Raw genomic sequence first — 16,392 nt, 5'->3', positions numbered from 1 at the left:
CTAAAGACATCTTTTGGATATTAGTTTTTTATAAAATGATATATTTTAAATTATGATGTCAAAACTTAAAAATTTTGACAATTTTCTATTTTTGTTAATTTCTTCTGTAATCTTTATTACTATTGGTAATTTTATCGAGGATTATAAGAAACTTATTTTTTTAAAATTAATAATAATATTTTCAATTTCATTTAAAATTAAATTTTATGAAGAAATAAAAACAGTAATTAAACAAAAAAGAACGATTAGTATTATTTTAATTTTATTTATTATTTCAGTTACAATCTCATTCATTACATCGCCATCAAAAATTCATTTATTTGCATTTCAGTGGCTAAGAATTAGATATATTGATACTATCTCAGATATTTTCTTGTTCGTTTTTCTTTACCTATATTTTAAGGATAGAAATATTAATTACAATAATCTGGTTAAATCAATTATTATACCAGGATTAATATTTTCTATATTTATAATTTACGCTTTTATATCAAACAAGGGTCTTTCAAATACTAATAAAGAAATTATTTTTTTTGACGGTACTAGGATGGTAGGAATGCTTGTTACAATTTTGGTTGTATTTTTTCTAGGTTTCCTACATTCAAATTTAAAAAGAAATAACATTCAAAACTTATTCATATTAACCACCTTTATGACTTTAGCATTATTGCTTATGGGCCGTGGAACAATAGTTGCAATTTTAGCAACTTATTTATTCATGTGCATGCTTCTGATTGTTACAAAGAAAAAATTTAGGTATGAGTTTTTAATTTTTTTATTTAGTTTTGTTTTATCTATATTATTGGCCAAAATAATTTTTCACATATCTACACCTGTTAATTACATTACTAATAATCTACATAACTTCGATTTAGATTTTAGAAATCAATACAATTTTCTTTATAGCTTAGATAGGATTAATTTATGGAAATATGGATATTTTATATTTTTAGAGAATCCTTATTTTGGAAAAGGTCCAGGTGGGTTTGCAATATCTGCTTACAATGATTTTCATGCAAACAAATCATATGGGGATTTATTAATCAACAGACATTTTAAACATAATCACCCTCACAATTTTATTATTCAGTTTGTTGTAGAATGGGGACTTGTAGGTACCTTATTAATTTCTACATTGTTAATTAAGCTAGGTTCATCAAGCTTAAAATATTTTTTTACTTATAAAAAAAATCATCTGTTAATTTCTGGATTAGGTATAGTTGGTATAATAACTCATGGATTAATTGATGGAGCACTTTTTCATGCAACATTCACTTTTTACTTTGTTTTATTCGTCAGTGTACTATGTTCAGAAATATCAAAAAAAATTAAATTCAAACTAAAAGATAAAAAAAGCTAATGTTTGATAATATTATCAATAGTATATCAAAAAATGTAGTAGGGAATGAGTTCAAAATTAAAATTTCTATTGCAACTATTATTAGTGGTGGGCACATTCTAATAGAAGATTTACCTGGTACAGGAAAAACTACATTTGCTAAATCATTAACAGAGGCACTTAATTTAAATTTTAAAAGAATTCAATTTACATCTGATTTACTCCCAAGTGATATTTTGGGATACACATATTTAAAAAATAATAAATTTGAGACAAATAAAGGTCCAATATTTACAAACATTGTTTTAGCAGATGAGTTAAATAGAGCTAGTCCTAAAACTCAAAGTGCTTTTCTTGAGGCAATGGAAGAAGGAACAGTTACAATTGATAAAAAAACTTTTAAACTTCAAAAACCTTTTTCAGTTATTGCAACACAAAACCCATCTGATTTATCGGGAACATCCTTATTGCCAGAATCTCAATTAGATAGATTTTCAATATCTTTTTCTTTAGATGAATTAGATCATAGTCAAAGATTAAAAGTATTATCAGATAAAAAATTCTTCAAAGAAATTAAGAATAAAAGCTTTAAATTTAACAAAATTAAATCGTTATCTAAAATTTATACTAATGAAGATGTTATTGAATATCTAGATAAAATTCACCAACACATCAAATCAAATTACAGCAATGTTCATATTTCAATAAGAAGTCTAAAACATACGATTCAGCTATCTAAAGCTTTAGCTTTAATTAATGGAAAAGAGTATGTCACTTTTCAAGAAATAAAAGATGTCCTTCCATACATATTAAGACATAGATTAAGTATCGTTGAAAAAAATGATACTGTTCAATTCATTAAAAATGAAATATTAAGCAAAGTACATGTTCCAAATGAAGTTTAATTTTTTGGAAAAATTTATAAATAAAAAATCAGAAAAAAACAAAAATATAATCAACAGAAATAATCTCTATATTTTCCCAAATCAAAAAGGCTTTCAAATTGGTGCATTAATTTTTTTTTGTTTTGCAGTTTCAATTTTTTATCAAAATAATTTCGCTCTTTTATTATCAATTATTCTTTTTTTCATATTCTTTATTTCAATTCTTATTTCTTATCAAAATTTAAATAATCTTAAATTCAGGCTTTTAGATAACTTATTTCCATCTAATCAAGAAATTGATTTAAAATATCTGGTGGAAACTAAAAACAAACAAGAAAGATTAAACGTTGATTTTTATCAAAATCACCATCAATTTAATACTGACATTAATCAATCTGAACAAATTAATTTTAAACATGCTTTTAAGGAAAGAGGAGTCGTCAATACTCCTTGTTTAAATATTAGTTCTGTATTTCCATTTGGGATTATAAAAACTTTTGGGAAAATAACTTTTAAAGAAAAAATAGTTGTTTATCCAAAACCTATTCGACCACCTAAATTTATACTTGATAATATAAATAATAAAAATCTAGAGGGTTTTGACTATGAGTTTGATAAAATTGAGGAAGATAAGTTTAATAAAAATTTGTCAAAAGTTTCCTGGAAACACTATTCAATAAAGAAAAAATATTATTTTAAAAAATTTATTTTTAAAAAGGACAGTGAAAATATTATAATCGATATAGAAAAACTTAGTGATAATTTAGAAAAATCTCTTTCTTACGCTTCATATTTGATTAATCATTTTTATAAATTAAAAAACCCTTTTGCAGTTAAATACAAAAATTATACTTCTAATATGTCTTGTTCACATGAGCATAAAAAAAAACAATTAACTTTTTTAGCTAATGTTTAATATTGATTTATTAAATTACAGATTTACTGCAATTTTATTATTACTACTTTCCTACACTTTAGTTGCTTTTGAAGTAAATATTCTAAGTAATTTATATTTCATTGTAATAGCTTTATTTGCCATTCTTCAAAATTATTTTGATTATAGATATAAAAAAGTAATTAGTGGATTAATTGCTTTAGGAAGCTTTTATATTCAATTTGTTCTGAATGATTACACCCTATCTAAGGAATATTTTATCAATCTAATACTAATATTAATTTTTTTAAAATATTCAGAGTTAGAAAACAAAGAAAACTACTTCTTCTTTAATTATACAATTATATTTTTTGCAATATCAACATTATTATATGGACAAGATTTAATCAGTTCAATTAATTCACTTCTAATTTTAATCATTTCAATTATTCAATTATATTCTCTAAATCAACAAAAGGTTTTAAGATTAAACCTCAAATATCTAGTTAGATATTTGGCATTTGGATTAAGTATATTGCCAATTATAACTATCATTTATTTGATATTCCCTAGAGCAGAAATTAATTTAAAACTATTTGAGACTAAGCAGAATAATTTGGGAATACCTAACAAAATAAGTCTGGGCTCTTTTGAAAATATTTCAAATAGCGATGAAGATGTTTTTATATTTACCTCTGAGGCAAAGAACAAAGTAGAAAAGTATTACTTTAGAGTAAAAGTCTTTAACTTAATTGATAAAGAAAAAAATTGGGTGTCTACAGATGATCAAGCTTTATTAAGTAATTACGCTAAAAATATTAAAATCAATCAAACTAATATTGATCAAAATAAAATATATGGAAGATTAATACTAAATCCTCACGAAAAGAAATGGATACCCAAACTTTCTAATCAGAACTTTAAAAATTCATCAATTAATTTTAATTTATTTGATAATTTATCAAATTCTAACAAGAAGATTATAAAAAAATCTGCTCTAAATCTATACAACCAAGAAACTGTTTATATATATGACGAAAAACTAATAAATTTTTATACTTCTCTACCAGAAAATTTTTCACAAAAGATGTTAACATGGTCTAAACAGCAGTTAAAAAATTCTAAAAATGAAATTGATTATTTAGGTAAAATTTTAGATCAATTTTCAGAAAAAGGATATTTTTACAGTCTAAGTCCTCAAAAAATTGGTAATGATTATGAAAAATTTTTCTTTGAAACTAAAACAGGTTACTGTGAATATTATGCAGGTACTTTTGCTATTTTATCCAGATTAGCAGGAATACCTTCTCGTTTAGTATCTGGTTACTACGGTGGAAATTATAACTCTGTTGGAGATTTTTATACATTTAAGCAGCAAGACGCTCACTCTTGGGTAGAAGTATATTTAAATGATAAATGGATATTATTCGATCCAACACTTGTAATACCAAATCAGAATGTAATTAATTCAAATAATTTTAATTTAATTAATGACACATCAACTACATCATCATTTGAGGAAAATGAAGTATTAAATAAAAAAAATATAAAAATTTATTTTAATTATATAAATTATATTTGGACAAATAATTTTATAAACTATGATGACCAATCTAGAAAAGAGTTTGTTGAAAATAAACTTAAAAATAAAAATTTAATTAATTATGGCTATGTATTTATACTTAGTCTAATACTTGCTGTTATATTCATTAAATTATTAAAAATAATTTTGAGTAGAAAAATATATTTTAATTTATTTTTTAAAAAAATTAGTCGTATCAAAAATTTACAAAACTTAAATCTCACACATCAAGAATTGTTTTCTTATTTTAACGAAGAAGAAAAAAAAAAATGGGGAGAAATTTTAAAAATATTTGAAAAAAATAAATTTTCAGAAATAAAAAAAAATAAGTTTGGGGATTTTATAAAAATAAATTTACAAATATTTTGGATATAAAAAAACCCCCTAAATAAATTTAGGGGGTTTAAAAGAATTAATTGTTTTTATTATTTTAACTGAAACATTTTTCCTTTGTATTCTCCTGAACCACCTGTTGATCCTGATTCAGTATAATATTCAACTACAAAGAAACCTGATGATGACGCTACCGCAACTGGCCCTGAAGCTGTAGTTGCAGTACTTCCATGAACTACCTCTTCGTTAGTTACGTGTCTGATGTTAATAATACCCTTCTTTTTATCTCCAGCCGCTGCGGTGTAAAGAACTTGATTTCCTCCAGCTGCGTCATAAGGGTTTTTAAATGCATTCCCATATCCACCTGTATCAAAATAACATTTCAATCCATTTAAGAAATCAGACATCGCAGCAGAATGCACGGTGTATTTGTCAGTTACACCACTACAAGCACCACTACCTTTTTTTAATGCTCCAGATACAGTTTGAATATTATTATTTAAAAGCGTTAGCTCTGTTTCAATAAATCTTTTAACTGAGTTAAAGTTTGCTACAGCAACTCTACTTTTTGCAGAGTCAGTATAACTTTGGTATCCCACAATACCTACTCCAGCCAAAACCCCTATAATAGCTACAACCACTAGAAGTTCTACAAGTGAGAAACCTTTTTGTAATTTTTTCATTTTTAATCCTTTTTTTTGTGTTTCAGTGAATAAACACATATCCTTTTTTTTTATATTGTAAACTTAAAAATAACTAGATAATTACTTAAATTTTGCATATTTAAGTACCCCAAAATGGGTGTACGTATTTAAGTAAAATCTAATGCAATATTTAATTCATATTCATTTTTTAGAGGATAAGTATAAGTGATTTACTAATTTTTTATTATCTAGCTATATCAAATGCTAAAAGAGTATCTTTATAAAAATGACACTATTTTTTTTGTAGGTAGCATTTTATTTTTTTATATTACATTTGGGTACGCTCTTGATTATGGGAGAACCTATGATGATTTTCAACTAGTAAGGCAATTTTTTAATTCTCCAGGTGATGCGAAATTAATATCAACTTTTTTTTATGCAAAGTTTCATTTTTATCCAATTTATTTTTTAAGTCATGAACTAGATAATTTCTTAACTTATGTATATTCATATTTTTTCAGTGATATCTTAAATATAAAGATTGCTAAAAATACAAATTTTTTAATACATATTTTTAATTCATATCTTCTTTTTGTAATTTTAAAAATTTTATTTTCTCCAAAAAATTTAAAAGAAAAGTTAATACTTTACTTATCTTCACTAATTTTTTTAGTACATCCAATCAGCTCTCAAATAGTGTTTAATGTTACAACAAGGAATGAGAGTCTTGCTCTATTTTTTTCTTTATTGACTTTTATTTATTCATTTAAACTTTACGACAAAAAAAATACTTTAAACTATTTGTTTGTATCACTTTTATACTTTTTTGCTTTATGCTCAAAATTAATGGCAGTTACATTTTTGGGAATAATACCACTTTCTATATTTTTATTAAAAAACAAAACAAGTAACTATACTGAAAACTTTAAAAGAATTTATCCAATTTTTTTTACTTTATTTATAACTTTCATTATTTTTTATATCATCAGAGATAGGTTCATTAGTGATAATATTTTAAGTTTTTACCAAAATTTCGAAGACTTATATTCAAAGTTTTTAATTGCACTAAAGTTTTATATTAGAGGTTTGTTTTTTCCTTTTGAACACATTTATATATATGCAGACAATTATAAAAAAGATTTGAGTTTATTAATTTTATTTCTTTTTTTGATTTTTTTATCTCTATCAATGTATTTTCTTTTAAAACACAAAGATCCGATTTTAATTATTGTTATAGGTTGGATATCAGCTTCATTAAGTATTCCAATTTTATTCAACTTAATTGAGTATGGATTTCCATTAATTTCTAAATTAGCAGAAAGATATCAATATTCGTCTACACCCGCTCTATCAATTTTAATTGCATGGTTATTTATTAAATTAATTAATATAAAGTATCTAAATACTTTTATAAGTGTTGTGTGCGCAATCACTTTAATTTTTTTTACTTTAATTACGCTCGACAGAAGTAAAGTTTATAAAGATAATCTAACTTTCTTCACAAAAGCACATGAAAATAGTCCTAATAATGCTCATGAATATTTTTTTTCAGTGCCTTTAGTTGAGGGAATGAATAACCAAAATATGACTAAATACTTATTCAATCTATATCAGCTTTATAATTTAGATCCTGGAAAAGTTGACTGGATTTTTCAGTTTATGAACTATTATGCTAGAGACAATAATAAAAAAGGTCATGACTATTTTCTTAATCGTTTAAAAAAAGATACAAAATACGACCCACCTGTAAAGTTTAAATTAGCAGAATATTATTTTGATAATAAAGAATATAAAAGATCAGAAGAAGTTATTATCGAGATTTTTTCTGATTTTGATAAGTTGTTACTAGACTACAAAAAAAAGGGGGCAACAGTAAATATCACAAATCCAGAAATAGATGATGTATATTTTTTATTAGCTTTAGCTCAAAAAAATCAAAATAAAAATGAAGAAGCTTTGGGAAATTTTATGATGGCAACACTGCATAATCCAATGCATGCTACTGCTCTATATAACTCTTCAGTGATACTCAAAGAATTAGGGCAACATGAGCTTGCAAAAAAACATTTTCAAGATGCTATAAAGCTCAATCCATTCTTAAGAGAAACAATTAATAATATAAATTCTGATTAATAGTGTTGTAGTGAAAAGAAAATTAAGCATTGTAATTCCTATTTTAAACGAAGAAAAAAATATACTTCCTTTAACAAAAAAAATTCAAAAATATTTGAAATCATATGATTTTGAAATCATTTTTGTAGATGATAGTTCGAATGACAAATCAAAAGAAATTTTAAAAAAGCTAAAAAAAAAGTATTTATTTTTTAAACCAATTTTAAGGTCCAATGAACCTGATCTTAGCAAATCTTGTTTTGATGGAATAAAAAAATCTAAATTTAAAAATATATTGATAATGGATGGAGATTTACAACATGATCCGAAATATATTCCAAACATGTATAATAAATATATAAAAGAAGATTTAGATTTAGTAGTGGGTGCTAGAAAACTTAATAAACCAAATAATCCAGGATTATCAGAAACTAGAAGATTTGCATCTCTGATATTGATCTACTTTTTTTCTTTTTTAAATATTAAAACTAAAGATCCAATGAGTGGTTTCTTTTTATTTAAAAAAAAAATATTTGCTAAAAACAAAAAAAGATATTTTGGCAAAGGATTTAAAATTTTAGCTGACTTGATTATCAATTCAAAACCAAAATTGAAAACGGGAGATATATACATAGATTTTAAAAGACGCTATCATGACAAAAGTAAAATGAATTATAAAATTTTACTAATACTAATTAATTTTTATTTAATAAGTTTGTGTAGAAAACTATTTATCAATTAATTTTTTAGCAATTTCATCAATCATTAGTTCGTTATTTTTTAACCATTCTCTTGATTTCTTTGAAATTGAAGTTTTAACATATTTTTTGGCATCAAATAAATTTGAAAATTTTTTAACAGGTTTTTTAAATTCTTTATTTAAATCTGTTGAACCTATCTTATCTAAAATGCTCTTTATTTCATATTCGGACAATTGTTCTTTTAATAAATTAAACTGCTTATCCATCTCTTTTTGAAGTTTTGGAAAAAATTCTTTTTTTATCTCATCAGAAATTACCTCTGGGTCTATGGTTTTCTGCTGTGGTGAAGAGATGTTAGTCTCCATATTTTTTTGAAGTATAGAATGACTATGTTGCAATTCAGATGAATGGTACATCTGTAACATTCTCATATTTTGCATATCCATAATTTTTGACATTTGATCAAATTTATCTTGAAGTTTTTCTGACTCACTTTTATTTTTTTGTTTTTCTTCAATTTTATTTATTAACTCAGGCTCTATATTTGAAACTTTTTGATTTAGTTCTTCAATTTTCTGAGTTGCTTCATTTCTATAAGCTGAAATATTATCCAAAGTTTCATCAATTTTATTATTCAAATCATTTAATGAATTTTCAATTTTTAAATTATAGTTTTTTAAATCGCTAATTTGATCCTCAAATTGTTTATTTAGATTTAAGTTTTCACTTTGTTTTTGTGGATCATTTAATTGACTTATACTTTCATCTAATTTTGATGAAATTGAACTCATGTTATTTTGGATATTGTCAAATTGATTATTTAACTGCCCAATCTGATCTTCAAGATTTGCAAAATTTTTATTTGCCTCATCTTCATACTTTTCAAACTCTTTGTGATAATTATCATTTATATTATTAAATTTGTTTTCAATACTTTCTTCAGATCGAACTAGTGCGTCCGATAATTTTATATCCAACTGATCATTAAACTTCTCTGAAAAAAGATTTTTTTGATTTAATAATTCATCTAATTTTTCTGAAAGTTCAGAGCTGTTAAGATCAAGATCATTTATTTTCGCATTAAGCATTTCTAACTGTTCATTAGAAAATATTTGAGAGTTTTTAGTTCCTTCTTGTTCCAAGTTATTGATGTTGATTTGCTCTTGCTCGCTATTTTGTTTATTAACAACAGTTTCAACCACTTCATCTGTTAGATTAATGATATCATCAACTTCATCAATTAAATCTATTATTTTTTGATCATTATTTTCAAAAACTTCTTCTTTGAGTTCAATAATATTTTCATCAGAATTGCCAAAGTTATATAATTCCTGGTTTGCTTCTTCTATCTCACTCAAATTTTGATCAACAATCTCGTTGTTCAAAAATATTATTTTCTCATTTTTGTTACTATTTTGTTTTTGTTTTGATTGAACTGATATCTCATTAGTTGAGCTAAGTGCTACTGTCTTATCTGTTCCAGTAGATGACATTCTTGTTTCCACACCATCATTAAGATCAATTACCTTTTCATTAAAAATTTCTTTAAGTTTTTGTACATAAAGCTCTTTTGATAACTGAAGTTTTTTATCTTTCAGTAATTCAAGTTTAATTTCGTTGAGAGTTTTTTTGATGTAATTTGGGCTTTTTTTCATATAATAATTTTTAAGAACGAATCATTATCAGTTTATCAAACCTGATAATGATAGTAAAAAAATTATAATGTTTGGATTAGGTAAAAATAAATCAGTTACAGTTGAAGACGAATCTATAAAGGATAAATCCAAATTTGTAGTTGTGGGTTTTACTGTTATGATTTTATCTTTTTTTATATTTGTCATCAGTGAGATCTACACATCATTTCAATTATCAAAACAAAACAAAGTTTTAGCTGGTGCAAATAGTATTCAAAAAGAGTCTGATAATTTTTTAATTAAAATGGCCCAAGCTGGAAAAGAAGTTAATAAAAATGAGTATGAGTATATCAAAGAAATTATGATGTTTATGTCACCAACTGAATTTCAAAACTTTAAAAACTCTATTTCTGGTATGGCAAGCGAATTCAATGTTAAAATAAATAGTCTAAATGAGGGAAAAGCAGATGCACTGGGTGAAAATTATTCTATAAACTATATTGAATATCAATTTTTAAGCACATATGAAAATTTAACTTATCTTAAGAACAAAATTTCTGAAACTGATTTTAAGGTCAATATAATTACAGAAAGTATAACAAGAGAAAATACTAAGTCTGATAAAGTTATAGCTCAGGGAAAAATTGGAGCGTATGTGTTTCCTGGAAAAGAAAAATTGTTAAAAGATAAAGAAAAATTGATTAAAAAGTTTAAACAAGAAGAATTAAAATTAGCTGAAAAAAATAAAACTAAAGAATAAAGAGATAAATTATTTTAATCTAACCCCAAAGGTCCTTTTATATAATCATACATAGGAACTAAATATTCCAAGTAAGTTTCCATGAATGGAAAAGCCATTCCAACTTTGTCTCTAAAAGGAACTAATACAACGGCAAAAACAATCAATAAAAGTATTAATAAATAAAAAAGAAATCTTGTCCTTCTTGCATTATCAGAATTCTTTTGTTGTTCTTTTAATTGATTTTGTTGTTCTTTTTCTAATGATTTTGATGCTTCCTTTATTCGATCTTTTTTAAATAATTTCTGAAAAAAATTTAAATTTTTGTCTCTATCTATAATAAAATCATCTAAGTTTTTATCCATCTCAGATTTTGAAGGTAAATTTTCTTGTTCATCTGTAAATATTTTAAAATTAGAAACATTTTCTTTACCAGACTCTTCGATGTCTTCTTCCTCAGTTACTTCATCTGTATCTATTTTGGATAATAATTCCTCAGGATCATCTTTTGGTAAACTTTCATTTATATCTTCAATTTTTTTTTCAACAACCGGCGTGTGTTCTGCTGCAGTTTCTGAAACTTGCTTATTAACAATTTCTGATTGGGAAGGCTCTAAATTTTCTGTAATTTTTTCATCAACTTTGGATACATTTCCTTGGTCAGGGTGATAAAACCAAACTTCGGAACACGAACCACATCTTACTTTTGATCCTTCAGCTGGCATAACTCCATCAGCCAATTTGAACTTCTTTTTTCCACAAATACAGTCAATAATCATATGTTGTAATTTAAAACTAATAATATAAAAAAATACATATGTCTATCGAACAAAAAATAGAAGGTAATATAGGAAAATTATTTCTTTCTGGTGAAATTGACTTGGATGGATCTCCTGAAGTAAGAGAAAATATTAAAGATTTGATTGATAAAGTTAACGTAATTGAAGTTCAACTATCAAAAGTAAACTACATAGACTCTTCTGGAATTGCAGCGCTTGTAGAGGGTATGCAGCTATCAAAAAGTAACTCAAAAGAGTTCTGTTTAACAGACGTTAGCAATGAAGTTATGAAAGTTATTAAATTAGCTCACTTAGACAAAATTTTTAAAATCAAAAGCGTAACGGGTGCAAATGCTGCAGAAGCTAGCTCAGATCCTGAACCTGTACAAGAGCCAGAACCTCAAGCAAGTGAAAATGTTGACCTTTCACCAAATGATCAAACGCAAACACAATCAAACGACTCTGAGCCAGAAAATAATCAAACTGAAGAAACAAGTCCTAGCATCAAAAGAGATGATGATGACGGAGATAAAATAAAATTTAAAAGGTAAGTGCTTAGCTTATCACTGTTTATCATTGGATCAATTTTTGGAAGCTTCTACAATGTTTGTATATACAGAATTCCTAATGATTTAGATGTTATCTCAAAAAGATCTTTTTGCACAACGTGTAAATATAAAATACCTTTTTATTTAAATTTACCAATTATCTCTTACATAACAAATCTTGGGAAATGCAAAAATTGCAAAAGTAAAATAAATATCAGTTATCTTATAGTTGAGATTTCAACAGCAATTTTGTTTGTCTATGCTTACAGCCTATACGGTCTTAGTTTAAAAGCTTTAGCTTTTATTATTTTTTATTCAGGATTATTAATAATTTTTTTTACGGACTTAAAATATTATTTAATACTAGATAAAATTACTATTCCCTTATCAATTCTTGGACTATTTTTTACTTTTTTTCAGCACAATCCTTTTGATGTAAATATATTAAGCTCTATTCTTGGAGGAATAATTGGATATTTAATCATTTATTTTATTAGATTTTTATTTTTTAAAATCAGGAAAGTAGAAGGCATGGGATTAGGAGATGCGAAATTGTTTTTATTGGTTGGTATTTGGCTTGGAATAAAATCAATTTATTTAATCTTAGCAAGCTCAGCTATAGCTGGGGCAATTATTGGTTCGTTGATCATTTATTTATACAAAAAAGACAAAGATTTTCAAATTCCTTACGGATGTTTTATAGTCATAGCTTCTGCGCTTTATCCTTATTATGGATCAGTCTTTTATAATCTTATTTAAAGATATATTGTTAGTTAACTGATTCGTTTAAAAATGAGTAAATCTCTAGTAGCTCAAAATATAAAAAAAAATTATCAATTATTAGATAATAGGCAATATGGTCTTGCGGAACAAAATGCATTCAACTTATTAAAAAACGATCCTAATAATCATGAAATTTATAATTTGATTGGAGACATTCATTATAAACAAAATAATTTTGATAAATCAATTTGGTATTATTTTTCCTCACTAGATAGAAATTTTGATCCTAAAGCTCTAAACAGATTGGGTACAAATATTTTCTTGCTGAACAACAACTCTGCAGCTGAAAAAGTTTTAACAAATCTTTTAGCTCATGATCCTACTTATATTGACGGTTATTTAAGTTTAGGTTTAGTCTATGAACAGAGTAAACAATTAGAAAAAGCAATAGAGTGTTACAAAGCTGCGATCAAAATAGACCCAAAAGAAATAAAGGCTTATTTAAGTCTAGCAACTTTACACAAACAAGATCAAAACTATGACGAAGCAATAAAAATTTACCAACAAGGACTAATAAATAATCCAAGTAATCATTTTATTTTAAGTAACCTTGGAAACTTATTCTATCTTCAGCATAAGTACGAAGATGCCATAATCTGTCACCAAAGAGCTATAAAATCTAAACCAGATTCTCACGTAGTTCATTTTAATTTCGCTAATACCCTTTTGAATGCTGGTAAATATTCCGAGGCAATTGAAATGTATAAAAAAACAATTGAACTAAACCCCAACTTTAATAAATCAAAAATTAATTTAGGAACTACTCTTTTATCAATGTCAAATTTTGAGGAAGGTTTTAAAGAATATAGCCAAAGAATATACGAAGATAAAAATTTTAAATCAGTACTTCATAAGAAAAATTTAATATGGAATGGTCAAAATATTGAGAATAAAAAAATTCTAATTATTGCTGAGAATGGATTGGGTAACACTTTACAATTTTCAAGATATCTTGAAACTTTGAGCCAGCTTAAATGTAAAATTATTTTCCAGTGCCAAGAGGAATTACATCATTTCTTTGAGGATATGGTTTTTATAGAAGAAATTATTAACAATGAAAAAGAATATGATGATTATGATTATTGGATACCACTACAAAATTTAATCTATTTGCTTACACCAGATCTTAATAGCAATTGTCCATTCCCATCATCACTTAAAATTGATGATAATAAACTTCTTGAATGGGAAACATTAATCGCGGTTAATGATAATGTAAAAATAGGTTTAAATTGGAAAGGTAGCGGATCAAACCCTAGAGTTGCAAATAATTCAGTTTCTTTAAATAATTTTAAAAGTATTACCCAAAATCCATTAGCTACATTTGTGAGCCTTCAAAAAGGTGGAGCTGTATCAGAAATTGAAAAATTTAAATTAGAGGAAAATATTGTTAATTATGATTTACTAATGGATACTGGTTCAAAAAAATTTATCGATACAGCTGCGATAATAAAATATTTAGATCTTGTAATAACAACTGACACTTCAATTGCACACTTAGCTGGTACACTTGGTACTCAAACATGGTTATTGTTGCCTAAAGTTTCTGATTGGAGGTGGTTTAATTCAAAAGATGAAACTATTTGGTATGATAATTTCAGAATTTACAGACAAAAAGTTCAAGGTAATTGGTCAGATGTCTTTGAAAAGGTTGAAAAGGATTGCCAAGAACTGATTAAAAATATCAGTGATTTAAGAAAAACTTAATTAAGATTTTTCCAAAAATTTTTATCTATTTCTTTTGAAATTCCTTTAAGTCTTGAGATCATTAATTTTGATTTTTTAAGCAATATTTGATCTTTAGCTATCGCTTTTTTAAAATCTTTATGTTGAGCAATCATAAATGCAAACAATTCTGCTTTATCCTCTGCAGAATTGTTTCTAGCATACTCTGATATAAATCCTTCTACAGAAGTATCTATTCCAATACCTCCTGTTATTATATCATCAGAATAGTCTACCTTGTTAATTTTTTCCCATGTTTCATCTAGTTGCATAAGTGATAATTTAGAGTCGATTATATGATAAAACTCATGATGAAATAAAAGTCTAAGATAATTTTTTTTTGATTTTGAGTTTTTAAATTTATTTACAACTGACAAATTTAAATAAAATACTCCTGGAGATTGATCAACATGTCCTGGCGCTAAACCGCCTGGCTCAAATCCAAGTGATTGATCAGTTATTTTTTCACAAATCATTACATATTTTAAACCTGAATTTTGTAAAAAAGATGCTGGATAAATATTTATTTCTTTTACGAGGTTATTGATAACATCTTTATAATTCGACTTTGTTTGACCACAAAAAAAATCTCTTTTGTTTTTAAAATTTTCAGTACTGATCAAAATATCTATTCCTCTTGATGAAGATTTCTTTTTTGATTTAATATATTCCCCTAAAACTTTTAAACTTAATTTTGAATTGATATATTTTGCGTATCTATTGTATTTAGGATTTTTCTTTAATGTTCTAAAACGAACCAAGCAGTCAACCCCTCCATCATTTTTACAATCTTTTAGGGCTTTTTGATCTAATTCGTATTGGGATAAAGATCCCCACCTAGTATATAATCTTCCTGAAACAGATTCGACTACACTACCCTTAAATTTTTTATTAGTTTTTCTATTTTCTTTTATTTTAAATATATATTTTTTTACAAATTCAGTTCTTTCTTTATAAGATTGTCTTACTTCAGCAGTAATATTACCTGCATATAAATTATTTTGAACGAATATAGTTAAAATGAGAATAGCAAGAATTCTCATTAAACATTTTTGAAAAATTTTATACTAAAACTTGAAGATATGTCTCTGAATTGCTCGTTATAACAAGAAGCAAAAATTTCGATGCTATTCTTTTGTGGGGCATCAGTTAATACAAAATTTAATGAATTATCTTTTGGTTCTTTCTCTATTAAATCAAAACTATCAAAATAATCTTTCCATAAAGAGATTTTTTCTTTGCACTGATTTATGTCACCTTGTTTTTTATTATTAAATGCGATTATTGAATAAACTTGATTTTGAGAATTAGTATAAAAAAAATAATTATTAAAATGATTGGATAATTTATTTGGCTTTACTTTAAAGCATTTACCTTCAGCAAGATTATTTTCACACTCTCCAATTATACTTAATTGATCTTTGTTGAGTTCCGCTAAGAAAAACTGGTCAAAAATTTGCTCTAGTCTATTTTTAGGAAGTACTACTTCAGTATTTTTTGGTTTTAACAATTCAGTAATATTTGAAACATCTAAACCCTCTTTTTCTGTAGGTTTTTCATCAAACATTTCTTCAGGTTTATTTTGTTCTTCTCCAGGAAGATCTCCTGACTCACCTGCAAACAAAAAAGAGGATGAAAAAAATAAAATTAAAAATATTTGAATTATTTGTTTCATTTAAATAAAAAGATCTTAAATTAATTTTTAACTATAATTC

At 25.3% G+C, this 16,392-nt stretch carries 15 protein-coding genes; 10 read left to right on the top strand and 5 right to left on the bottom strand.

The genetic code is table 11. The features are described from left to right. Positions 1-52 precede the first annotated feature (52 nt). The 4 genes from ACTTBE_RS07225 to ACTTBE_RS07210 are packed head-to-tail and all read left to right on the top strand — an operon-like array spanning position 53 to position 5,054. Positions 53-1,360, top strand: coding sequence for an O-antigen ligase family protein (locus ACTTBE_RS07225; RefSeq protein ID WP_440677755.1), 1,308 nt, complete (start codon positions 53-55; stop codon positions 1,358-1,360). Beyond that, a complete protein-coding gene (locus ACTTBE_RS07220; protein WP_440677754.1) occupies positions 1,360-2,244 on the top strand; it encodes an AAA family ATPase in 885 nt (294 codons plus the stop codon). The genes ACTTBE_RS07225 and ACTTBE_RS07220 overlap by 1 nt, the downstream gene beginning before the upstream one ends. After that, positions 2,234-3,139 (top strand): hypothetical protein, encoded by a 906-nt coding sequence (locus tag ACTTBE_RS07215; RefSeq protein ID WP_440677753.1) that lies wholly within the window; start codon positions 2,234-2,236, stop codon positions 3,137-3,139. The genes ACTTBE_RS07220 and ACTTBE_RS07215 overlap by 11 nt, the downstream gene beginning before the upstream one ends. Next, a complete protein-coding gene (locus tag ACTTBE_RS07210) occupies positions 3,132-5,054 on the top strand; it encodes a transglutaminase family protein (RefSeq protein WP_440677752.1) in 1,923 nt (640 codons plus the stop codon). Before ACTTBE_RS07215 ends, ACTTBE_RS07210 begins: the two co-directional genes overlap by 8 nt. Positions 5,055-5,104: 50 nt before the next feature. On the opposite strand, the gene ACTTBE_RS07205 is transcribed toward ACTTBE_RS07210, so the two are convergent. Beyond that, positions 5,105-5,695, bottom strand: a complete 591-nt coding sequence (locus ACTTBE_RS07205; RefSeq protein ID WP_440677751.1) for a pilin — start codon at positions 5,693-5,695, stop codon at positions 5,105-5,107. Positions 5,696-5,917: 222 nt separating this feature from the next. Between ACTTBE_RS07205 and ACTTBE_RS07200 the strand changes: the two genes are divergently transcribed. Together ACTTBE_RS07200 and ACTTBE_RS07195 are read left to right on the top strand one after the other, a co-directional pair. Further along, a complete protein-coding gene (locus tag ACTTBE_RS07200; protein WP_440677750.1) occupies positions 5,918-7,789 on the top strand; it encodes a hypothetical protein in 1,872 nt (623 codons plus the stop codon). 10 nt (positions 7,790-7,799) lie between these two features. Then, complete coding sequence (locus ACTTBE_RS07195; RefSeq protein WP_440677749.1) at positions 7,800-8,510, top strand: glycosyltransferase; 711 nt, start codon at positions 7,800-7,802, stop codon at positions 8,508-8,510. On the opposite strand, the gene ACTTBE_RS07190 is transcribed toward ACTTBE_RS07195, so the two are convergent. After that, positions 8,496-10,124, bottom strand: a complete 1,629-nt coding sequence (locus ACTTBE_RS07190; protein WP_440677748.1) for a hypothetical protein — start codon at positions 10,122-10,124, stop codon at positions 8,496-8,498. The two genes, ACTTBE_RS07195 and ACTTBE_RS07190, sit on opposite strands and share 15 nt — an antisense overlap. Before the next feature lie 67 nt (positions 10,125-10,191). On the opposite strand from ACTTBE_RS07190, the gene ACTTBE_RS07185 reads away from it, so the two are divergent. Further along, positions 10,192-10,863 carry a hypothetical protein gene (locus ACTTBE_RS07185; protein ID WP_440677747.1) on the top strand — a complete coding sequence of 224 codons (672 nt, stop codon included), beginning with the start codon at positions 10,192-10,194 and terminating at the stop codon, positions 10,861-10,863. A 14-nt stretch (positions 10,864-10,877) separates the two neighbouring features. Here the strand turns inward: ACTTBE_RS07185 and ACTTBE_RS07180 are convergent, their stop codons facing one another. Next, positions 10,878-11,621 (bottom strand): hypothetical protein, encoded by a 744-nt coding sequence (locus tag ACTTBE_RS07180; RefSeq protein ID WP_440677746.1) that lies wholly within the window; start codon positions 11,619-11,621, stop codon positions 10,878-10,880. 38 nt (positions 11,622-11,659) lie between these two features. On the opposite strand from ACTTBE_RS07180, the gene ACTTBE_RS07175 reads away from it, so the two are divergent. The 3 genes from ACTTBE_RS07175 to ACTTBE_RS07165 are packed head-to-tail and all read left to right on the top strand — an operon-like array spanning position 11,660 to position 14,659. Further along, positions 11,660-12,172: an STAS domain-containing protein gene (locus ACTTBE_RS07175; RefSeq protein ID WP_440677745.1), complete on the top strand. Its 513-nt coding sequence runs from the start codon at positions 11,660-11,662 to the stop codon at positions 12,170-12,172. Continuing rightward, entirely contained in the window at positions 12,173-12,928 is a 756-nt protein-coding gene (locus ACTTBE_RS07170; protein ID WP_440677744.1) for a prepilin peptidase, read from the top strand. A 33-nt stretch (positions 12,929-12,961) separates the two neighbouring features. Then, on the top strand, positions 12,962-14,659 hold the full coding sequence (locus tag ACTTBE_RS07165; protein ID WP_440677743.1) for a tetratricopeptide repeat protein: 1,698 nt from the start codon (positions 12,962-12,964) through the stop codon (positions 14,657-14,659). Here the strand turns inward: ACTTBE_RS07165 and ACTTBE_RS07160 are convergent. After that, positions 14,656-15,720, bottom strand: coding sequence for a putative zinc-binding metallopeptidase (locus ACTTBE_RS07160; protein WP_440677742.1), 1,065 nt, complete (start codon positions 15,718-15,720; stop codon positions 14,656-14,658). The genes ACTTBE_RS07165 and ACTTBE_RS07160 overlap by 4 nt on opposite strands. Beyond that, positions 15,720-16,352: a hypothetical protein gene (locus tag ACTTBE_RS07155; RefSeq protein WP_440677741.1), complete on the bottom strand. Its 633-nt coding sequence runs from the start codon at positions 16,350-16,352 to the stop codon at positions 15,720-15,722. The genes ACTTBE_RS07160 and ACTTBE_RS07155 overlap by 1 nt, the downstream gene beginning before the upstream one ends. Positions 16,353-16,392: the final 40 nt, after the last annotated feature.

The sequence above is a fragment of the Candidatus Pelagibacter sp. HIMB1587 genome, assembly GCF_052047775.1.
GTDB lineage: Bacteria > Pseudomonadota > Alphaproteobacteria > Pelagibacterales > Pelagibacteraceae > Pelagibacter.
The sequence above is the reverse complement of the archived record's forward strand: the minus strand, read 5'-3'. Positions and strand labels throughout refer to the sequence as shown.